The sequence below is a fragment of the Streptomyces sp. NPDC086989 genome, from assembly GCF_044745505.1.
Taxonomy (GTDB): Bacteria; Actinomycetota; Actinomycetes; order Streptomycetales; family Streptomycetaceae; genus Streptomyces.
Genome location: NZ_JBIVAL010000019.1, coordinates 74,787 through 94,951, shown reverse-complemented (window position 1 = coordinate 94,951; position 20,165 = coordinate 74,787). Strand labels below are relative to the sequence as shown.

Annotated in this window: 17 protein-coding genes; 8 read left to right on the top strand and 9 right to left on the bottom strand. The window is 74.5% G+C overall.

Annotated elements, in window-relative coordinates; all coding sequences use genetic code 11:
* Positions 1–31: 31 nt before the first annotated feature.
* The 4 genes from ACIPK4_RS34175 (at position 32) to ACIPK4_RS34160 (ending at position 4,968) form a co-directional block, all read left to right on the top strand.
* Positions 32–1,360: an IS701 family transposase gene (locus ACIPK4_RS34175; RefSeq protein WP_402320216.1), complete on the top strand. Its 1,329-nt coding sequence runs from the start codon at positions 32–34 to the stop codon at positions 1,358–1,360.
* On the top strand, positions 1,360–2,574 hold the full coding sequence (locus ACIPK4_RS34170) for an XdhC family protein (RefSeq protein WP_402320213.1): 1,215 nt from the start codon (positions 1,360–1,362) through the stop codon (positions 2,572–2,574). The genes ACIPK4_RS34175 and ACIPK4_RS34170 overlap by 1 nt, the downstream gene beginning before the upstream one ends.
* Positions 2,575–2,667: 93 nt before the next feature.
* Positions 2,668–4,110, top strand: coding sequence for a GuaB1 family IMP dehydrogenase-related protein (locus tag ACIPK4_RS34165; RefSeq protein ID WP_402320210.1), 1,443 nt, complete (start codon positions 2,668–2,670; stop codon positions 4,108–4,110).
* Between the two features lie 270 nt (positions 4,111–4,380).
* Positions 4,381–4,968 carry a sigma-70 family RNA polymerase sigma factor gene (locus tag ACIPK4_RS34160; protein ID WP_402320207.1) on the top strand — a complete coding sequence of 196 codons (588 nt, stop codon included), beginning with the start codon at positions 4,381–4,383 and terminating at the stop codon, positions 4,966–4,968.
* Here ACIPK4_RS34160 and ACIPK4_RS34155 read toward each other — a convergent pair.
* The 7 genes from ACIPK4_RS34155 to ACIPK4_RS34125 all read right to left on the bottom strand — a co-directional run bounded on the left by ACIPK4_RS34155 (position 4,896) and on the right by ACIPK4_RS34125 (position 14,597).
* Entirely contained in the window at positions 4,896–7,844 is a 2,949-nt protein-coding gene (locus ACIPK4_RS34155; protein ID WP_402320204.1) for a LuxR C-terminal-related transcriptional regulator, read from the bottom strand. The two genes, ACIPK4_RS34160 and ACIPK4_RS34155, sit on opposite strands and share 73 nt — an antisense overlap.
* A complete protein-coding gene (locus tag ACIPK4_RS34150; RefSeq protein ID WP_402320201.1) occupies positions 7,822–9,057 on the bottom strand; it encodes a sensor histidine kinase in 1,236 nt (411 codons plus the stop codon). The genes ACIPK4_RS34155 and ACIPK4_RS34150 overlap by 23 nt, the downstream gene beginning before the upstream one ends.
* Positions 9,054–10,826: a cation acetate symporter gene (locus ACIPK4_RS34145; protein ID WP_402320198.1), complete on the bottom strand. Its 1,773-nt coding sequence runs from the start codon at positions 10,824–10,826 to the stop codon at positions 9,054–9,056. Before ACIPK4_RS34145 ends, ACIPK4_RS34150 begins: the two co-directional genes overlap by 4 nt.
* Positions 10,827–10,944: 118 nt before the next feature.
* Positions 10,945–11,220: a hypothetical protein gene (locus ACIPK4_RS34140; protein WP_329313009.1), complete on the bottom strand. Its 276-nt coding sequence runs from the start codon at positions 11,218–11,220 to the stop codon at positions 10,945–10,947.
* A gap of 333 nt (positions 11,221–11,553) precedes the next feature.
* Positions 11,554–12,375, bottom strand: a complete 822-nt coding sequence (locus ACIPK4_RS34135; protein WP_402320194.1) for a LytR/AlgR family response regulator transcription factor — start codon at positions 12,373–12,375, stop codon at positions 11,554–11,556.
* A gap of 125 nt (positions 12,376–12,500) precedes the next feature.
* Complete coding sequence (locus tag ACIPK4_RS34130) at positions 12,501–13,460, bottom strand: SCO0930 family lipoprotein (RefSeq protein WP_402320191.1); 960 nt, start codon at positions 13,458–13,460, stop codon at positions 12,501–12,503.
* 123 nt (positions 13,461–13,583) lie between these two features.
* Positions 13,584–14,597 carry a GDSL-type esterase/lipase family protein gene (locus ACIPK4_RS34125; protein WP_402320188.1) on the bottom strand — a complete coding sequence of 338 codons (1,014 nt, stop codon included), beginning with the start codon at positions 14,595–14,597 and terminating at the stop codon, positions 13,584–13,586.
* A 443-nt stretch (positions 14,598–15,040) separates the two neighbouring features.
* Here ACIPK4_RS34125 and ACIPK4_RS34120 point away from each other — a divergent pair, with 443 nt between their 5' ends.
* Both ACIPK4_RS34120 and ACIPK4_RS34115 read left to right on the top strand, forming a co-directional pair.
* Positions 15,041–16,510 carry an amino acid permease gene (locus ACIPK4_RS34120; RefSeq protein ID WP_402320185.1) on the top strand — a complete coding sequence of 490 codons (1,470 nt, stop codon included), beginning with the start codon at positions 15,041–15,043 and terminating at the stop codon, positions 16,508–16,510.
* Between the two features lie 10 nt (positions 16,511–16,520).
* Positions 16,521–16,976 carry an Lrp/AsnC family transcriptional regulator gene (locus tag ACIPK4_RS34115; RefSeq protein ID WP_007262967.1) on the top strand — a complete coding sequence of 152 codons (456 nt, stop codon included), beginning with the start codon at positions 16,521–16,523 and terminating at the stop codon, positions 16,974–16,976.
* A 112-nt stretch (positions 16,977–17,088) separates the two neighbouring features.
* Here ACIPK4_RS34115 and ACIPK4_RS34110 read toward each other — a convergent pair whose 3' ends face one another.
* Positions 17,089–17,409, bottom strand: a complete 321-nt coding sequence (locus ACIPK4_RS34110) for a WhiB family transcriptional regulator (protein WP_402320181.1) — start codon at positions 17,407–17,409, stop codon at positions 17,089–17,091.
* Positions 17,410–17,511: 102 nt separating this feature from the next.
* Positions 17,512–18,237, bottom strand: a complete 726-nt coding sequence (locus ACIPK4_RS34105; RefSeq protein WP_402320178.1) for a GNAT family N-acetyltransferase — start codon at positions 18,235–18,237, stop codon at positions 17,512–17,514.
* 564 nt (positions 18,238–18,801) lie between these two features.
* Here ACIPK4_RS34105 and ACIPK4_RS34100 point away from each other — a divergent pair.
* Both ACIPK4_RS34100 and ACIPK4_RS34095 read left to right on the top strand, forming a co-directional pair.
* A complete protein-coding gene (locus ACIPK4_RS34100; protein WP_402320175.1) occupies positions 18,802–19,176 on the top strand; it encodes a hypothetical protein in 375 nt (124 codons plus the stop codon).
* 168 nt (positions 19,177–19,344) lie between these two features.
* Entirely contained in the window at positions 19,345–20,145 is an 801-nt protein-coding gene (locus tag ACIPK4_RS34095) for a carbon-nitrogen hydrolase family protein (protein ID WP_402320172.1), read from the top strand.
* Positions 20,146–20,165 lie beyond the last annotated feature (20 nt).

The following is a 20,165-nucleotide window of genomic DNA, read 5'->3' as shown; positions in this document are numbered from 1 at the left end:
ATTGGATCTAGTGGTCGCGGGGGAGGCCCAGATGGCTCGCGTAGTTCTGCCGGAGGATTCCACGAAGGAAATCTCCGAATTGATCGACGTCCTGATCTCTCTTTTCTTCGAATCCTTACCCCGGCGGGACCAGCGAAACTGGGCCCGCGTTTATCTGAACGGCCTCGTGCGGACCAGTGGGAAGAAAACAATCCGCAACATCGCCGGAACAGGGGCCAGCTCGGTCGAACAGAGCCTGCAGCAGTTCATCAGCAAGTCCCCATGGGACTGGACCCCGGTACGCCGCTCCCTCGCCCAGTACCTCGAACGCACCGCCCAGCGTCCACTCGCCTGGGTGGTCCAGCCCATGGTGATCGAGAAGGCCGGCGACCGCTCGGTCGGCGTCGGGCGCCAGTTCGTCCCCCAGCTCGGCCGCACGGCCAACTGTCAGCAGGCCAGCGGCATCTGGCTCGCCTCCAGCGAGGCCAGCTTTCCCGTCGAATGGACCCTCACCCTCCCCGGGCCCTGGACGAACGAGCTGATGCGCCGCCGACGGGCCGGCATCCCCGACACCGCCCGCTCGCTCACCCCCGCCCAGGACGCCGTACACGCCGTCCAGCGGATGGCCGCCGGCTGGCAACTCCAGCGCCGGCCGGTGGTGATGGAGGTCGCCAACACCGACATCCCGCAGAGCATCGAGTCCTTCGCCCTCCAGGACATCCCCTTCGTCTTCAAGGTCGACGGCTCGCTGCCCGTCTCCTTCGGCGGTGCCGGCAGGCACAAGCCCGGACCGCACACCGCACCCGCCCGCGAACTCATCGACTCCCTGCGCTCCCAGCGGCGCGCCGTCGAATGGACCCGGCACGGCCGCGCCGAAGGAGCAGTGACCCTGCTGACCTCGGCCGCCATCCTCGCGACCCCCGGCGAGGACCGGCCCGCCCCCCTGCCGCCCACCCCGCTCCTGCTCGTCGGCGCCTGGACCGAAGCCGCCCTGCTGCCCTCCGAGTTCTGGATCACCAACATCGGCGACCGGCCGCTGGCCCAGCTCTTCCTGCTCGCCAAACTCACCGACCGGGTATCCCTCGATTTCACCGAGACCTGCGAACCCGTAGGCATCCGTGATTTCGAGGGCCGCTCCTTCCGTGGCTGGCACCACCACGCCACGCTCGCGAGTGTCGCCCACGCGTCGAAACTGCTCGGCGCGCGCGGCAGGGTCCCCGACGGATTCCCCGCCCCCGGCCGGCCCGCGCCGCTCGGCGTGGCGGGGCACGTGTCCCGCCCCGGGGTGCCCGGACCCGTACCGCGCACCGGACCGCCGCCCGTGCTGCCGCCCCGGCCGCTGATCCCCGGCCAGAGCGCGAGACGCGAGTACATCCGCTGATGCTCGACATCGCCGAGGAACTACGCGCGTGGTGCGCCGCCCGCCGGGAATTCGCCCTGGCCACCGTCGTCGCCGTCAGCGGGAGCGCGCCGCGCGGCCCCGGCGCCTCCCTCGCCGTCGACACAGGGGGCACCGCACTCGGCTCCATATCCGGGGGCTGCGTGGAATCCGCCGTGCACGAGCTCTGCCTCGATGCGATCTCCTCCGGGGAGGGCGGCGTGCACCGCTTCGGCTACAGCGACGACGACGCCTTCGCCGTCGGCCTGACCTGCGGGGGAGTCCTGGACGTGCTGGTCACCCCGGTACGCGGGCACGACCCGGTGCGGCCCGTCCTCGGCTCCGTGCTCGACGCCGCCGCCGCAGGGGCCAGGGCCGCGCTCGCCCGGGTGGTCTCCGGCCCGCCGCCGCAGCTCGGGCGGGCCCTCGCCGTCCACCCCGACGGATCGTACGAGGGCTGCCTGGGCGGGGGGACGGCCCTGGACCGGGCCGCCGCCCGCCGGGTACGGGACCTGCTGCTGGCCGGGCGCACCGGGACCGCCGAACTCGGCACCGCGGGCGGACTGTGCGGGCAGCCGCTGACCCTGCTGGTCGAATCCGCCGCCGAACCGCCCCGGCTGATCGTCTACGGGGCCATCGACTTCGCCGCCGCCCTCGCCCGGATCGGTGCCTTCCTCGGACACCGGGTCACCGTCTGCGACGCCCGGCCCGTCTTCACGACGCCCGCCCGCTTCCCCGACGCCGACGAGGTGGTCGTGGACTGGCCCCACCGGCACCTGGCCGCGGAATGGGAGGCCGGCCGGGTGGACTCCCGTACGGCCGTCTGCGTCCTGACCCACGACGCCAAGTTCGACGTACCGCTGCTCGCCCTCGCCCTGCGGCTGCCGCTGGGATACGTGGGAGCCATGGGATCGCGGCGCACCCACACCGAGCGCGCTCAGCGGCTGCGCGACGAGGGGGTGCCGCAGGACGCGCTCGCCCGGCTGCGCTCACCCATCGGGCTGGACCTCGGCGGCGCCACCCCCGAGGAGACGGCCCTGGCCATCGCCGCCGAGTTCACGGCGGCCCGGTACGGCGGATCGGTTCTTCCGCTGAGTCACCGCCTGGGCCCGGTGCACGCCGGCCGCTCCGGCTCCGGCCTCTTCCGGGACCAAGGTCCCGTAGGAACAGACCACAGGGCCCGGTATGTCCTGGACGATCAGCCCGGGCGGCATTGATGCCGGGCCGTGGGAGAATGAAGTACGTGCGTTTCCTCGGCCACTCCGCCGGGGCCGTAGCCGGATCCTTCGATCGACTGGGATGTTCAGCACGTGCGTTTCCTCAATGACCAGAAGCCGCCGTACGACCTGACGTACGACGATGTGTTCATGGTGCCGAGCCGCTCCGCGGTCGGTTCCCGCCAGGGAGTGGACCTCTCCTCCCCCGACGGCACCGGCACCACCATTCCGCTCGTCGTGGCGAACATGACCGCCATCGCGGGCCGCCGCATGGCCGAGACGGTGGCCCGCCGCGGTGGCATCGTGGTCATCCCGCAGGACATCCCGATCGAGGTCGTCACCGACGTCATCTCCTGGGTGAAGACCCGCCACCTCGTGCTCGACACCCCGATCACGCTGGCGCCCACCCAGACCGTCGCCGACGCGCTGTCCCTGCTGCCCAAGCGGGCCCACGGCGCCGGTGTCGTCGTCGACGCGGACGGCCGCCCCATCGGCGTCGTCACCGACCACGACCTCACCGGCGTGGACCGCTTCACCCAGCTCTCCGAGGTCATGTCGAAGGAGCTCCTGCTCATCGACGCCGACATCGACCCCCGCGAGGCCTTCAACCAGCTCGACGCCGGCCACCGCAAGCTGGCCCCGGCCGTCGACAAGGACGGCAGGCTCGTCGGCATCCTGACCCGCAAGGGCGCGCTCCGCGCGACGCTGTACACCCCGGCCACCGACGCCGACGGCAGGCTGCGCATCGCCGCGGCCGTCGGCATCAACGGCGACTTCGTGCAGAAGGCCAAGCAGCTGCTCGACGCGGGCGTGGACACGCTCGTCATCGACACGGCCCACGGCCACCAGGAGTCGATGATCAACGCGATCAAGGCCGTGCGCGCGCTGGACCCGCAGGTCCCGATCGTGGCCGGCAACATCGTCGCCGCCGAGGGCGTCAAGGACCTCATCGACGCCGGCGCCGACATCATCAAGGTCGGTGTGGGCCCCGGCGCCATGTGCACCACCCGCATGATGACCGGCGTGGGCCGCCCGCAGTTCTCCGCGGTGCTGGAGTGCGCGGCCGAGGCCAAGAAGTACGGCAAGCACGTGTGGGCCGACGGCGGCGTCCGGCACCCGCGCGACGTGGCGATGGCGCTGGCCGCCGGCGCCGCGAACGTGATGATCGGCTCCTGGTTCGCCGGTACGTACGAGTCCCCGGGCGACCTCCAGCAGGCGGCCGACGGCCGCTTCTACAAGGAGTCCTTCGGCATGGCGTCGGCGCGCGCCGTGCAGAACCGCACCTCCGAGGAGTCGGCGTACGACCGGGCGCGCAAGGGCCTCTTCGAGGAGGGCATCTCCACCTCGCGGATGTTCCTGGACCCGGCCCGCCCGGGCGTCGAGGACCTGATCGACTCGATCATCGCGGGCGTCCGCTCGTCGTGCACCTACGCGGGCGCGGGCTCCCTCGCGGAGTTCGAGGAGAAGGCCGTGGTCGGCGTCCAGTCGGCGGCGGGCTACGCCGAGGGCAAGCCGCTCCACGCCAGCTGGAGCTAGTGCACTCCGGTGGCCCGGGCCCGTCCCCAGCGGACGTGGTCCGGGCCACCGCCTTTTGCGCGGGTCCGTCCCCAGCGGACGTGGTCCGGGCCACCGCCTTTTGCGCGGGTCCGTCGCGGCCCGCGTGCGGAGCGGAAACCGTTCACCGGGGACCGTTCGGCGTGCCGTTCGACCGGTCGGCGCAGGCCGGGCGCGGATACGCCATGCGGCGGATCACTCCGGGCGCCGGGTGGGCCACGCTCAGGTCCTCCGACCTGGAAGGGGCACCCCGTGACCAGTACCCTCTGCCGCCGCACCGACGCGCACGCCCTCGCGCGCCTGCACAGCGAACACGGCAAGGCCCTCTACGGCTTCCTCCTCGGTCTCACCTCCGGCGACCGGCACCGCGCCGAGGACCTCGTCCAGGAGACCCTGTTCCGCGTCTGGAAGAACCCCGAGGCGCTGGAGAGCGGCCACGCGTCCATACGGCCCTGGCTGTACACCGTCGGCCGGCGCCTCGCCATCGACGCCCGGCGGGCCCGCCGGGCGCGGCCCGCCGAGGTCGGGCCGGAGGCCCTCGACGCACACGCGCCCGCCGCCGACGACCGGACCGAGCAGGCCGTCACCGGCCTCGACGTCCGCGACGCGCTGAGAGCGCTCAGCCCCGAGCACCGCGCCGTGCTCGTGCAGATCTACTTCCGCGGGTCGTCGGTGTGCGAGGCGGCCCAGGCGCTCGGCGTCCCGGTCGGCACCGTCAAATCGCGTACGTACTACGCCCTGCGGGCCCTCCGCGAGGCCATGCCCGGCTACGGCCCCGGCCCCGGCCCCGGCCCCGGCCTCGGTCCGGGTCCCGGTTCCGGCCGCCGCGCCGCCGCCTGAGCGGCCACCGCGGCCCGCGAGCGGACCTGCAGTTTCGCCAGGATGTGCGACACGTGCGTCTGGACCGTCCGCGTGGACAGGAAGAGGGTGCGCGCGATCTCCGGGTTCGAGCGGCCCTGCGCGACGAGCAGCGCCACCGTCACCTCCGCCGGGGTCAGCGCCTCCCACCCGTTCGCCGGCCGCCGCCGCGCCGCACGGCTGCCGCGCCGGACGCCCAGGCTCCGCAGCCGGGCGTCGGCCCGCGCGGTGTCCCACCGCGCGCCCGGCCCCTCGTACGCGGCCACCGCCCGGGTCAGCGCCGACCGCGCCGCCGCCAGGTCGCCGTGCCAGGCCCGGGCCACCGCGAGGTCCTCCCACGCCTGGCCCAGCACCAGCGGCCCGCCGGCGAGCTCCGCCCGCTCCCGTACCCGCGCCAGCAGCTGCGGGTCCTGGGCGAACAGGCCCCGGCAGCGCAGCAGGGCCAGCGCCGGGCCCGGATACTCGGCCAGCGCCCCCGCCGTCCGCCCGCAGGCCGCCACCGCCGCCCGGGCCGTGGCCGTGTCCCCGCACTCCAGGGCCAGCCGGACGAGCTCCGACAGCGCCCAGGGCCGCTCGTACGTCATCGCCTCGTCCGGGTTCTGCGCCAGCATCGGCAGCAGCTCGCGCACCGCGTCCGCCGGCCGGCCCGCGCGCTCCGCCAGCAGGGCCCGGGCCAGCAGCACGTACCCGCTGTAGCGGCGCGCCGCCGCGGCCGTGAAGGCGTCCGGAGGCAGTCGGACGAGCTCGGCCCCCGCCGCAGCGCACTCGTCCCGGTGGCCCAGGACGAGCGCGCGCAGCCCGTGCACCACCACCGGCAGCCAGCCGTCCGACACCGGCAGGCCGTCGGCCCGTGCCAGCCCGTCGAGGGCCGCGTCCCAGTCGCCGAGCCGGTAGTGGAACCCGGCGAGCAGCGCCTCGGTCACCACCAGCCGCCCCGTAGAGCGGGTGGCGAGCGCCAGCTCCCGCGCCTCCCGCAGCGCCGCCGCCACGGGCTCCGGCTCGTCGAACCGCAGGTGCCCCTCGGCCTGGTTGGCGAGCAGCAGCAGCCGTACGTCGTTGGCCACCGGGCTGCGGCGGGCCCACGCGATCCCCTCGGCGACGTGGCGCAGCGACTCCCGGCCGCGGCCGAGGTGGAACAGCGCGAAGGCCATCGCGTGATGGGCCTCCGCCCCGCACAGCGGATCGTCCAGCCGGGCCGCCTGCGCCACCACCGGCACGGCCAGCGTATGCGCCTGTGCCGCACAGCCCAGTTCGGCCAGGGCCAGGACCCGGCAGGCCTCCAGCCGCAGCCGGAGCGCGGGGGAGGGGACCCCCTCCTCCAGCGCGTCCTCGGTGACGGCCAGCGAACGGGCCATGTCCCCCTGGATCATCAGCGCCGACACCAGTTTGAAGGCCAGCACCGCGCGGGCCCCGGGCTCCGTGGCCCGCTCGTGCAGGGTGACGAGGAGCTCCGCCGACTCGGGGCGGCGCAGCAGCAGGGCGGCGTCCGCGAGGCTGCCCTCCAGGGCCTCCCGGTCCGCGCAGTCGGCCCGGGCGACGGCCCGCTCCAGCAGCTCGGCGGCCGCCGCGGGCGCCTCCGCGATCAGGGACTGCGCCGAGTCCGCCAGCCAGTGGACCGCCCAGCGGTCCAACGCCCCGCCGGCCAGGAGCTGTCCGGCGGTCCGGGCCGGATCGTGCCCGGCCTCGGCCAGTGCCCGGGCCGCGTCCTGGTGCAGGGCGGACCGGGCGGCACGGGGCAGTTCCGCGTACAGGGCGCGGCGCAGCGCCGGCTGCCGGAAGCGCAGCCGCTCGCCGGTGTCCTCCAGCAGCCCGGCGAGGAGCGGCTCCTCCAGCTCGGCCAGCACCTCCCGGGCGGGCCTGGCCAGGACGAGGGCCAGCTCGCGCGGGGTGAAGGCCGGGCCGAGCAGCGCCGCGTGCCGCAGGGTGGTGTACGCGGGCCGGGAGAGGTAGCCGAGGCCCCGCGGGAGGGAGGCGGGCGGCTCCGGCAACTCCCCTTCGGGCACGAGCAGTTCGGCAACCGCCTCGACTGCTCGCCCGTCCCCGTCGTCGCGGCCCGCGCCCCCACCGCCGACCGGGGCGGGATGCCCGCCGGTGACCTCGATGAGGTGGGCCCACTGCGTGGTCAGCTCCCGCAGCAGGCGGGGGTTGCCACCCGCCCGGGCGGCGGCCCGGAGCAGGCGTGGCCCGGGCTCGGCGCCCAGCATCCCGCGGAGCACCTCGGCCGTCTCCGCCCCGGTCAGCGGCTCCAGCCGGACGGTCCGCCCGCCGGGCCCGCCCCCCAGCTCGGCGCACAGCTGCTCCACCTCCGGGCGGCGGGGCAGTGGCCGCCGGGCCGTCGCCAGCAGGAGCGGCAGCCGGTCCGCCGCCTGGGCCAGGCGCCGCCACAGCAGCAGCGTGGCGGGGTCCGCCCAGTGCAGGTCGTCCAGCACCAGCAGCAGCGGGCCCCGCGCACACCGCGCCTCGACCCCGGACACCAGCAGGTCCGTCGCGGCGAGCCACGCCCCGCCGGGATACGCGGCCTCCCGGGCCTCCCGCAGCAGGGCGACCACGGCCGCCCGGCCGGGGCCGTCGGGATGCAGGCAGTCCAGCGCGGCCCGCAGCGGCAGCCCCGCCGTGAACGGGTCGGCGGCCCCGTAGCGCACCCGGCAGCCCAGCGCCGCCGCCTCGGCCAGGGCCTCGCGCACCAGGGCGGTCCGCCCCGCGCCGGGCTCGCCCTCCACGACCAGCCGGCCCCCGCGGCCCCGCGCGCCGCCGCTCACCCACTCCCGTACCCCGTCACGCTGCTGTTCCCGCCCGGCCCGCACGTCGGTGAACCTCCCCAGACCGTCCTCCGGCTCAGTAGCGGCGATGCTGCTCACCGGGCAGCGAACTGTGTACCCCGGCCCGGTACTTGGGGATCCGGAGGGTGATCTTCATGCCCGCTCCGACCCCCGTCTCGATCACCGGGCCGTACGCGTCCCCGTACACCTGCCGGATCCGCTCGTCCACGTTCGTCAGTCCGATGCCCGACGAGGATCCGCCCCGCTCCCCGGCGAGGATGCGCCGCAGCACGGCCGGGTCCATGCCGACCCCGTTGTCCTCGATGGTGATCACGGCCTCCGCGCCGGCGTCCCGGGCGGCGATCGTGATCAGGCACTCCTCGGTGGAGTCCTCCAGGCCGTGCTTGACGGCGTTCTCCACCAGGGGCTGCAGGCACAGGAAGGGCAGCGCCACCGGCAGCACCTCGGGTGCCACCTGGAGCGTCACCTTCAGCCGGTCTCCGAACCGGGCTCCGGCCAGCGCCAGGTACTGCTCGATGGAGCGCAGTTCCTCGGCGAGGGTGGTGAACTCGCCGTGCCGGCGGAAGGAGTAGCGCGTGAAGTCGGCGAACTCCAGCAGCAGGTCCCGGGCCCGCTCCGGATCGGTGCGCACGAACGAGGCGATCGCTGCGAGGGAGTTGAAGATGAAGTGCGGGGAGATCTGCGCCCGCAGCGCCTTGATCTCCGCCTCCATCAGCCGGGTCCGCGAGCGGTCCAGCTCGGACAGCTCCAGCTGGACGGAGACCCACCGGGCGACCTCCGTCGCGGCCCGCACGAGCACCGCCGACTCCCGCGAACCGTACGCCACGAGCGCGCCGAGGACCCCGTCCTCGCCGGTGAGCGGGGCGACGACCGCCCACTTCAGCGGGCAGTCGGGCCGTGTGCACCCGGTCCGTACGCTCTGGCTGCGCCCCGAGTCCAGCATCACCGTGACCCGGGCCATCGCCCGCCGCTGGTGGTGGTCGGCGCCCGGCCCGTCCCAGGCCAGCACCGCCCGGCGGTCGGTGAGGCACAGCGCCTCCGTGCCGAGCAGCGAGCGCAGCCGCCTGGCGGCCTTGCGGGCGGCGTCCTCGGTGAGCCCGGCGCGCAGCGGGGGCGCGGCCAGCGAGGCGGTGTGCAGGGTGTGGAAGGTGGCCCGTTCCACGGGGGTGCCGAGGGAGGGGCCGCTCGCCCGCTCGCCGCGCCGGGCCTGCCACCGGCCGCCGGCCCAGCCCAGGCCCGTCAGCAGGGCGGCGCCCGCCACCGACAGCACCGAGAGCACCGCTCCGGTCACGGAGCACCGCCCACGCGGGCCGTGGCCCCCGCCGCCGCGCGCCCGGACCCGCAACCTCCGGCGCCGGTCACGCTCTCCGGGAGGTGCAGCCGGGCCAGGGTCGCCGCCGTCCCCGCCGGGATCCGCGACCGGGTGGCCAGCGAAACGAGCACCATCGTCAGGAACCCCAGCGGCACCGACCACGCCGCCGGCCAGGCCAGCAGCGTGTGCGCCCAGCCCGCAGGGGGCAGCCCCGCCCGGGTCGCCAGCGCCGCGCCCAGCGCCGCCCCGCCCCCCATGACCAGCCCGGCCACCGCACCCGGCGGGGTCAGCCCGCGCCACCAGATGCCCAGCACCAGCAGCGGGCAGAAGGACGAGGCCGACACCGCGAACGCCAGCCCCACCGCGTCCGCCACCGGCACCTCGGCCAGCAGCATGCTCCCGGCCAGCGGCACCAGCATCGCCGCCGGCACCGCGATCCGGAACGACCCCACCCCCCGTGCCGGCAGCACGTCCTGGTGGAGCACCCCGGCCACCGCCATGGTCAGCCCCGACGCCGTCGACAGGAACGCCGCGAACGCGCCCCCGGCCAGCAGCGCCCCCAGCAGGTCGCCGAGCACCCCGCCCAGCATCCGTTCCGGCAGCACCAGCACCGCCGCGTCCGCGTCCCCGGTCAGGGCCAGTTCCGGCGCGTACGTACGGCCGAGCACCCCGTACACCGGCGGCAGCAGGTAGAAGGCGCCGAGCAGCCCGAGCACCGCCAGGGTGGTGCGCCGCGCGTCGCGGCCGTCGGGGCTCGTGTAGAACCGCACCGCGACGTGGGGCAGGCCCATCGTGCCGAGGAAGGTGGCCAGGACCAGCCCGTACGTCGCGTACAGGCCCAGCGCCGGCCGGCCCCCGCCCAGCGGCTCGGACCAGCGGGCGGCATCCGGCCCGGACGTCGCCCGGGTCTGCGGAACCGGGGTGTCCGCGGCGAACTCCAGCCGCGCCCGGGCCCGTACGGAGTGCTCGCCGGGCTCCAGCGTCAGTGGCGCGCCCGAGTAGGACCGCCCGTCGACCTGCCCGGTGACCTTCAGCGCCAGCGGCGCGTCCAGGGACAGCCTGACGTCCTCGGCGAGGGTGACGGCGGTGTGCTCGCGGAACACCGCCGGGGCGTCGAAGGAGGCGCGCGGCGCCCCGTCCCCGGCCCAGGCGGCGAGCAGGAAGAACGCGGGCACCAGCAGCGCGGTCAGCTTCAGCCAGTACTGGAACGCCTGCACGAAGGTGATGCTCCGCATGCCGCCGGCCGCGACGGCCGCGGTCACGACGAACGCGACGACCACCCCGCCCACCCAGTGCGGGGCCCCGGTCAGGATCTCCAGGGTCAGCCCGGCGCCCTGCAGCTGAGGCATCAGGTACAGCCAGCCGACCCCGACCACGAACAGCACCGCGACCCGGCGCACCGCCTGCGACTCCAGCCGCGCCTCGGCGAAGTCGGGCAGCGTGTACGCCCCCGAGCGCCGCAGCGGGGCGGCCACCAGCGCGAGCAGCACCAGGTATCCGGCGGTGTAGCCGACGGGGTACCAGAGCATTTCGGGCCCCTGGAGCAGCACCAGACCGGCCACCCCGAGGAAGGAGGCCGCGGAGAGGTACTCCCCGCTGATCGCGGCCGCGTTGAGCCGGGGCCCCACCGTCCGCGAGGCGACGTAGAAGTCGGAGGTGGTCCGCGATATGCGCAGGCCGAGCGCGCCGAGCAGCACCGTGACCAGGACGACGACGGTGACCGCGGTCAGCGCGTACGTCTGGTTCAACGGTCGGTCCCTTCGGCACGGGGGAGGAGGGGGTACCGGAGTCTACGCACGCCCGCGGACCGGGCAACAGGCGTGAACCGGGCCGATCCCGGGGTCTCCCACCGGCCGAAAAGGGGTGTCAGTGCGCGGGGTCGCGGTGCTCCGCGCAGTCCCGCAGCGCGATCTCCAGCTCCACGTACGAGTCCTCTGCGCGCCGGAACGCCAGTGTCAGGGCCGCCTCCGCGCGGGGCGGCAACTGCTGCCGGACGCCCTCGTTGGCCTCGTACAGCACGTCGGCCCAGCGCGCGGCGGCGCTGCGCAGCCGCGCGAGCAGCACCTCGGCCTCGGCGGGCCCGGCGGGCCGGGTACGGGGCAGCACGGCCAGCGCGTCGAGCAGCGCCTGGATCTCGGCCATCCGCACCCCCCTGCTCGTTGCCGCCGCCCGCTCCTTCCGGACCGGCGGCTCCACGATAGGTCCGGGCCGGGCCGGCCGAGGGCGCGCGGGGCCGCCCTGCGACCGACGGCAGCGGCGGGGCGCCGTACGCCCCGTGCGGTGCGACGAACGGCGCCCCCGCACGCCGGACGGTCGCCGCCCGGCCGGACGGTCACCGCACGCCGGACGGTCGCCGCGCGTCCGGCGGCGCACCGCCGGGCCGGGCCCGCGGCGCCGGGTGGCGGGCCTGGGCACCGGTGTCTGGCTCCGCCGCCGGGGCGGCGGCCCCCGCCGGGCCGGTGCACCGGCCCGGCGCTATCCGGTCGCCTGGCGCATCAGCAGGTCCCGCAGCTGGCGCGCGTGGCGGCGGCTGACCTGCAGCTCGGCCGATCCGACGCGGACGCTGGTGGTCCCGGCGTCCAGCCGGAGCTCGTCGATGCGGCCCAGCGCCACGAGGTGCCGGCGGTGGATGCGGACGAAACCGCGGGCCGCCCAGCGCTCCTCCAGCGTGGAGAGCGGGATGCGGACCAGGTGGCTGCCCTCGTCGGTGTGCAGCCGGGCGTAGTCGCCCTGGGCCTCGACGTACGCGATGTCGGCGATCGCCACGAACCGGGTGACGCCGCCCAGTTCGACGGCGATCTGGTCCGGGGTGCGCTCGGCGACGGTCACCTCGGGAGCGGGGCGCCGCTGCACCGGGATGCTCGGACCGGCCGGCTCCGCGGGCCCGGCTTGCTGAGCGGCGGTCCGGCCCAGCTGGGCACGGGCCCGCCGGACCGCCTCGGCGAGCCGCTCGGGACGGACCGGCTTGAGGACGTAGTCCACGGCCTTGAGGTCGAAGGCCTGGACGGCGAATCCCTCGTGGGCGGTGACGAACACGATCAGCGGCGGTTGCGCGAACCCGGCCAGCAGCCGGGCGATGTCGAGGCCGGTCAGCCCCGCCATGTGGATGTCGAGGAAGACGACGTCGATGCCGTCGGGCCCGTCGGGGCCGGTCTCCAGGGCCCGGGTGATCCGCCGCAGGGCCTCGGTGGCGTCCGAGGCGCCCTCGGCGCTCAGCACCCGGGGGTCGGAGCGCAGCAGGTAGAGGAGTTCCTCGAGGAGCGGCTTCTCGTCGTCGACGGCCAGTACGCGCAGCATGCGGTGGAGTCTAGGGACGACGGCGCCGGGGTGGAACGGTGCGCGGCCCGCCTGCCGGGGGGAGGGGGCAGGGGGCCGCGCGGTCCGTCGGTGGGGGGAGGGGGGAGGAGGCGGTCAGGAGGTGATCAGGAGGTGGTGATCAGCTTGCCGTCGGGGGAGACGGCGTACCAGGTGCCGCCGACGCCCTGCCCGTTGATGTCGCCGGCCTTCTTGTCGCCGGTGAAGGTGTAGACGGGCCAGCAGTCGATCGCCTGCTGCTTCATGCCGTCCGGGCGGTCCAGGACGGAGTAGCCCTTCTCGACGATGCCCTTGGCGTTGGCCTTGTCCACCGGGGGCACGACCGGCCACTTGGCCACGCAGTCGCCGGTGCAGTTGGAGGCCATCGGCCAGGCGGTGTCCTTCTTGAACCGGTAGACGGTCATGCCGTTGCCGTCGACGATGTGCTCGCCCAGCTTGGGGTCCTTGGCCACCGTCAGGGCGCCGGCGGCCTGGCCCGCACCGGCCGGTGCCGCGGGCGCCGCGGGCGCGGCGGCGGCCTTCGCGGCCTTCTTGCCGTCGGGGGCGAGCGCGAACCACGTGCCGCCGACGCCCTGCCCGTTGGTCTCGCCCGCCTTGGTGTCCTTGCTGTAGCGGTACACGGGCCAGCCGCCCACGGTCAGCTGCTTGCTGCCGTCGCTGCGGACCACCTCGCCGAGCACCGACGGGTCCATGCCCGCGGCGGCGGTGGCGTCACCGGCCGGGACCACCGGCCAGGTCTTCGCGCAGTCCCCTTCGCAGTTGGACTTCGGCGGCTTGGCGGTGTCCTTGTCGAAGCGGTAGAGGGTGAAACCGGCGCTGTCGGCGAGGACGGAGCCGAGCTGCTCGTTCTGGGCGATCGCCAGCTGGCCGGCGCCCTTGGCGCTCGCGCCGGCGGCGGATCCCGCGCCGTAGTCGGAGCCGTAGTCCCCTGCTGCGGCGGGAGCCGCGGCCGCGGCACCGGCGGGCTTCGCGTCGGCGGCCTTGGTGTCGTCCCCGCCGCAGGCGGTCGCCGTGAGGGCGACGACGACTGCCACGGCCGCCAGGGTGGTTCCGCGCTTGATGCCCATCTGATCTCTCCCACGTTCGGTGTCTCCGTGTCCGCCGCCCGTCTCCGGTGCGCCGGCAACTGTGACAAGGACACGCCCTGTCGGGGTCGATCTGTTCAAGGCGGTGTGTGTGGGCTGTTTCACTCACCCCGCGCCGAACCCGGCGCGGCGCAGAGCCGTGACCACAGCGAGGCCGAGGACCTGGTGTCCGCCGTCGTTGGGGTGCAGCCCGTCCTCCAGGTGCTGCGGTCCCAGCAGGTCACGGCCCGGCAGCAGGACGAGACGGTCGTCCCCGGCGGCGATCCGGTCGCGGACGGCCCGCTCCATCGCGTCGCGCAGGGCGCCCAGGGTGGCGCCGAGCCGGTTCGGGGTGCGCTCCGCGTCGGGCCGCAGGACGGGGGAGAGCAGCAGCAGCGGGGTCCGCGGGTGCCCCTGGCGGACCAGATCGAGGAACGCGCGGGTGGTCTCGTACAGCAGTGGCACCGAAAAGGGCACGCGGGACCAGCAGTTGGTGCCGAACGCGAGGGTGAGGACGTCCGCGGGGAGGCTCGCGATCTGCTCGGCGGTGGCGAGTTCCCCGCGGGCGGCGCCCGCGTACCCGAGGTTGACGGTGTCCCAGCCCAGGGCGCGGCCGGCGACGGCGGGCCAGCCGTGGGCGGGCCGGGTGGACCACCAGCCCTCGGTGATCGAATCGCCGTGCACCACCCAGCGCGGTGCCGGCGGCGCCGGGGCCACGGCCCCGCCGATCCCGCGCAGGCCGAGGATCAGCGGGGACTGCGCCTCCGGCGGGTGGACGGTGAACGGGCCGGGCCCGCCGGGGAGTTCGATGCGTACGACGGCCTCGGCCGCGGGTTCGGTCCAGACCTCGCGGACCACCCCGTGGCGGTCCCACAGGGCGAAGCCGTGCGCCAGGTCGCGCAGTGCGTCGGTGGGGCCGGGCACGGTCGCCCGGTAGCGGATCTCCACCGCGTGCGCGCCGTGCGCCGTGAACTCCAGACGCACCCCTATCGGGAGGGTGGCCCGCTCCCCGGTGTCCCAGGGCAGCCGCATGCCGTCCGCCGGGTCGGCCCGGACCGGGCGCCCCTTGTCGAGCCAGGCGACTCCGCGCAGGAACGGTCCCGGGTCCAGCCAGTGCGTGGCGGTGCCCTCAGTGATCACTGCGCGCCTCCGGTCGTCAGGGGAGCCGGCTCCGGAGGGGTCGCGGCCCCGTCGCCGGCTCGTGTGACCCGTACCCCGGACGGGCACGTTCCACCGCCGCGGAGTGCAGGCCGTGCGCCCGGGCCGGTTTCCGGCCGGCATGCTGCGGCAGATCTGACGATGTGTCAATAAAGGCGGTCGGGGTGCCGTGCGCACTGATCGATCATCCGCGCGCAACAAAGGACCATCCAGGACAGATCCGCGCAACGATCGTGCGGCAATGTGCAAGGATGGTGCATTACGGGCGGTATCACTCAGCTCGTAGGCTCACTCGCTGTACGTGGAGTGGCGAAGACCGCCTGCTCGGCGGTCCTCCCCATGCCCAGGCTCTTGTCTGTGTCCTGTTCCGGACCGCTGCGGTCGATGCCTCAGTCCCCATCCGCAGTGTCCAAAGGAGTCCCCCCGTGCTCGATCAGGGCCAGGCACCCCCGCTCTCCCCGGAGACGCGCAAGCCCGTGAACCCGCTGATGCGCCGCAAGCCCGTCGAGCGGCTCGTCGCCGAGGGCGGGCAGGGTGACGGCGGCTCGCTGCGCCGCTCGCTCACCATGTGGCAGCTGACCATGATCAGCATCGGTGCCACCCTGGGCACCGGCATCTTCGTCGTCCTCGGCACCGCGGCTCCCAAGGCCGGCCCCGCCGTGACGATCTCCTTCATCCTCGCGGGCCTGACCGCGCTCTTCTCGGCCCTCTCCTACGCCGAGCTGGCCGGCTCCGTCCCGGTCTCCGGCTCCTCGTACTCGTACGCGTACGCCACCATGGGCGAGTTCATAGCCTGGATCTGCGGCTGGTGCCTGGTCCTGGAGTACGCCGTCTCCGTCGCGGCCGTGGCCGTCGGATGGGGCCAGTACCTCAACGAGCTCCTCGACGGGACCATCGGGGTCACCATCCCCGGCTCGGTCTCCGCGCCGCTGGGCGACGGCGGCTTCATCAACCTGCCGGCGCTGGTCGTCGTCCTGCTCTCGATGGTCTTCCTGATGCGCGGGGCCAAGGAGAGCGCCACGATCAACTCGATCATGGTCGCGGTGAAGATCGTCACGCTGCTGCTCTTCATCGGCATCGGCGTCATGGGCATCAAGTCCGGCAACTACACGCCGCTCGCCCCGCTCGGCGTCACCGGCATCAGCGCCGCCGCCTCCACCCTGTTCTTCTCGTACATCGGCTTCGACGCCGCCTCCACCGCCGGTGAGGAGGCCAAGGACCCGAAGAAGGACCTGCCGCGCGCGATCATGCTCTCGCTGGGCATCGTCACCGTCCTCTACGTCCTCGTCGCCTTCGTCGCCGTCGGCGCCATGCCGTGGCAGGACTTCGAGGGCACCGAGGCCGCGCTCGCCCAGATCATGACCGACGTCACCGGCACCAGCGTCTGGGGCGTCGTCCTCGCCGCCGGCGCCGTGATCGCGATCTTCTCCGTCGTCTTCGCCGTCCTCTACGGCCAGACCCGCATCCTCTTCGCGATGTCCCGCGACGGCCTCGTCCCCAAGGTGTTCGCCAAGGTCGACGAGAAGACCGGCGCCCCCCGCGCCAACGTCGTCCTCGTCTCGCTCTTCTGCGGCGTCCTCGCCGCGTTCATCCCGCTGGGCAAGCTCGCCGACGCCACCAGCATCGGCACCCTCTTCGCCTTCGGCCTGGTCAACGTCGCCGTGATCATCCTGCGCCGCACCAAGCCCGACATGCCGCGCACCTTCAAGGTGGCGCTCTTCCCGGTCACGCCGATCCTGGGCTTCCTCGCCTGCGGCTACATGATGTTCAGCCTCGATACGGCCACGTGGATGGTCTTCGGTGGCTGGATGGCCGTCGGCCTCGTGGTGTACTTCAGCTACGGCATCCGCCGCTCCCGACTGGCCACGGATGAAGTGGCCACAGCAGAAATGTGATCCACCCGCAGTGCGACTGAACGATCTCGACGAACGCATCGTGCACGCCCTCGCCGAGGACGCCCGCCGTTCCTACGCGGACATCGGCTCCGAGGTCGGACTCTCGGCCCCGGCCGTGAAACGGCGCGTGGACCGGCTGCGGGCCGAGGGGGCCATCACCGGCTTCACCGTCCGCGTCGACCCCGCCGCCATGGGCTGGGAGACCGAGGGCTTCATCGAGATCTACTGCCGCCACAACACCTCGCCGGACGACATCCGGCGAGGCCTGGAGCGGTACCCCGAGGTGGTGTCCGCGTCGACCGTCACCGGTGACGCGGACGCCCTCGTCCAGGTCTTCGCCTCCGACATGCGGCACTTCGAGCGCGTACTGGAGCGCATCGCGGGCGAACCCTTCGTGGAGCGCACCAAGTCGGTGCTGGTCCTCTCCCCGCTCCTGCGCCGCTTCACCTCGGGCGCCCCGGCCTGACCGCCGTCCCGCTCGAACACCCCCTCGAACACCGCTGCGCCCCGGCATCACGATGCCGGGGCGCAGCGGTGTTCAGGCGGCGGGAGCGGTACGGGCCCCCCGCGGGCGGCATTCAGGCGTGCCCGGCACTCGCGCGGGCCGCGGCGGTGCGGTGGCCGGCGGCCGACTCCAGCAGGGGCCGGCGCTCCTCCTCCGTCAAGCCGCCCCAGACCCCGAAGGGTTCACGGGTCCGCAGCGCGTGCTCCAGGCACGCGGCACGCACCGGGCAGACCGCACAGACCCGCTTCGCGGCCTCGTCGCGGCCCTCCCGCTCCTCGCCCCGCTCGCCGGCCGGGTGGTAGAAGCGTCCGGGGCCCAGGTTCCGGCAGGCGGCCCGCAGCTGCCACTGCCAGTGGTGGTGGGCGGCGCCGGGCAGCCGGGAGACGTCGGTCATGACAGTTCCAGTTCCTTTCGCGTGACTCGGCATGTCCCCGCGTGTGACCGATCCGCGCGTCCCGAAACCTGCCGTCGTGACCCGGCCGGGCGCCGCCCCCCGTCACATCCGCGCGTCCGGGGTGCGGACGCCGATGAAGTCCGGGCGGCGGCGGAGCGTGAAGCCCATGGACTCGTACAGGGCGATGGCTCCCGTGTTCTCCGCCGCCGCGTGCAGGAACGGGCGGTCGCCGCGTTCGCGGATCGCGGCGGACACCGCCCGGATCAGGCGGCCGGCCAGGCCGCGGCCGCGGTGGTCGGGGTGCGTGCACACCGCGCTGATCTCCGACCAGCCCGGCGGCCGCATCCGTTCCCCGGCCATCGCGACGAGCCGGCCCTCGTGCCGGATCCCGAGGTAGGTGCCCAGCTCGACGGTGCGCCGCGCGAACGGTCCCGGCTTCGTGAGTTCGACCAGCTCCCGCATCTCCGGTACGTCGGCCGGCCCCAGCAGGACCGCTTCGGGCGCCGCCTCGGCCCGTACCGCCCCGCCGTCCATCTGCACGCCCGGTATCGAGACCTCCGTCGTCCACCCCGCGGGCGGCGTCGGCAGGCCGGTGACCCAGACCGTCTGTCCGGGCCCGGCCAGCGCTGCCAGATCGGCCCAGGCCCCGGGGTCCTCCGGGTCCGCCAGCGCGACGAACGGAGAGGTGTCGGCGACGTACCGGGCCGCCAGCCCCCGCGGCCCGGTTTCGGCGAAGGCACTGCTCGGGCCGCTGAGCGCGGCCCAGACCGGATTGTCGAGGACGTGCACGGGCATGGCTCGCGTGGCCGTGTGGGTGTCGGGCGCCATGGGGTGGGGAACTCCTTCCCTCGGGTACGGGCGCAGGACCGTCCACCACCTTCTTGACGGCCCCGCGCACCGGCACGAGACTGCTGGTGACGACGGTCACGAGAGTCAGCGTCAGTCGCGGGTGGGTTTATGCCCCAGGGGCGGGACGGAGCCGGTGAGATGGCCAGGACGGCGGGAGCACGGGCGCGGATCCTCCGCCGCTGGTGGCTGACCCGGCGCCTGCACATCGACCTGCTGCGCGTGTGCAGCGCGTTCGGCGCGGGCGCCTAGCCGCTGCCCGTCGCGTACGCCGCGCAGGGCCGCCTTGGGCCCCAGCCACAGGGCCGGGCCCGGGCCGGACCGCCCGACCGCCGGCCGGCCGCCTGACCCGCCGGACGCCCGGTCCTCCGGCCCGGCGGTCCGGCAGTCCGTCCGGCACCCCCGGCCGGGCTCCCGGCGTCCGGTGCGCCGCCCTGCCGCACCGGCCCGCCGCGGCGTACGCAGCCCCGCACCACCCCCGTGACCCGGCGCGCGCCATGCCGCCGGGAGGTCTGACACGCCCTCGTCCCGCTCCCCAGGAGAGTCATGCTGCCCATGGTCCTGCCCCGAACCGGTCCGGCCCCCGTCCTGCGCGGCCGCATCGGCGCCGGCTTCTCGCCCGTGCCGCACCGCTACCGCCTCTACCTCTCCGCCGACTGTCCGGGCTCCGTGCGCGTCGCGGCCGCCCTCGCCCGGCTGGGCCTGGAGGGGGCCGTCGCCACCACCCTGCTCGGGCCGCCGGCGACGTACGCCGCGCTGCGCCGCGCCTACGAGGCCGCCGGACACCACTACGACGGCGCGCTCGCCGTACCCGCCCTCTGCGACACCTGGAGCGGCCGCGTCATCGGCAACGACACGGAAGATATCCTCGACGACCTGAGGCGCCTGCAGGCCCACCCCGCCTTCCGCGCCGACGCGTAACCCGTGGCGGGAGGGGAACCCCGGGGCCCCGCGCAACGAATCGCCGCCCGAGCCGTCAAACACGCAACGAATCGATGCGCGGAGCGCAACGGTCACGGCTTGTCGGGGTCGAACGCGCGAACGTACCTTCAATAGGACCCCCACCCCTCCTGCCACAGAGGTACGCCCATGCCCCCGCTGCGCACCGCCCTCCTCCAGAGCTCCGGACGGCTCGGCGACACCGCCGAGAACCTGAAGGCGCTCGACGAGGCCGCGCAGCGCGCCGCACAGGCGGGCGCCGGGCTCCTCGTGACCTCGGAGATGTTCCTGACCGGGTACGCGCTGGAGGTCGCGGACGTCGCCGCCCTCGCCGAGGCCGCCGACGGCATGTCGGCCCGCGCCATCGGCGAGATCGCCCGCCGCCACGGCGTCGCCGTCCTGTACGGCTACCCCGAGCGCGAGGGCGACACGGTGTACAACGCGGCCCAGCTCGTCGGCCCGGACGGGGTCCGGCTGGCGAACTACCGCAAGACCCACCTGTTCGGCTGCTTCGAGCAGGAGGCCTTCACGCCGGGCGACACCCCCGTCGTCCAGGCGGACCTGGGCGGACTGCGCATCGGCATCATGATCTGCTACGACGTCGAGTTCCCGGAGAACGTCCGGGCCCACGCCCTGGCCGGCACCGACCTCCTCCTGGTGCCGACCGCGCAGATGCACCCGTTCCAGTTCGTCGCCGAACAGCTCGTCCCCGTACGGGCCTTCGAGAACCAGATGTACATCGCGTACGTCAACCGCACCGGTCCGGAAGGCGAGTTCGAGTTCGTCGGACTCAGCTGCCTGGCGAGCCCCGACGGGGCGACCCGCACCCGGGCCGGCCGCGGCGAGGAGCTGGTGATCGGCGAGGCCGATCCCGAGCTGCTGCGCGCCTCGCGCGAGACCAACCCCTACCTGCGCGACCGCCGCCCCGGGCTCTACGCCTCCCTCGTCTGACCCCGCCTGCGCCCTCCCCC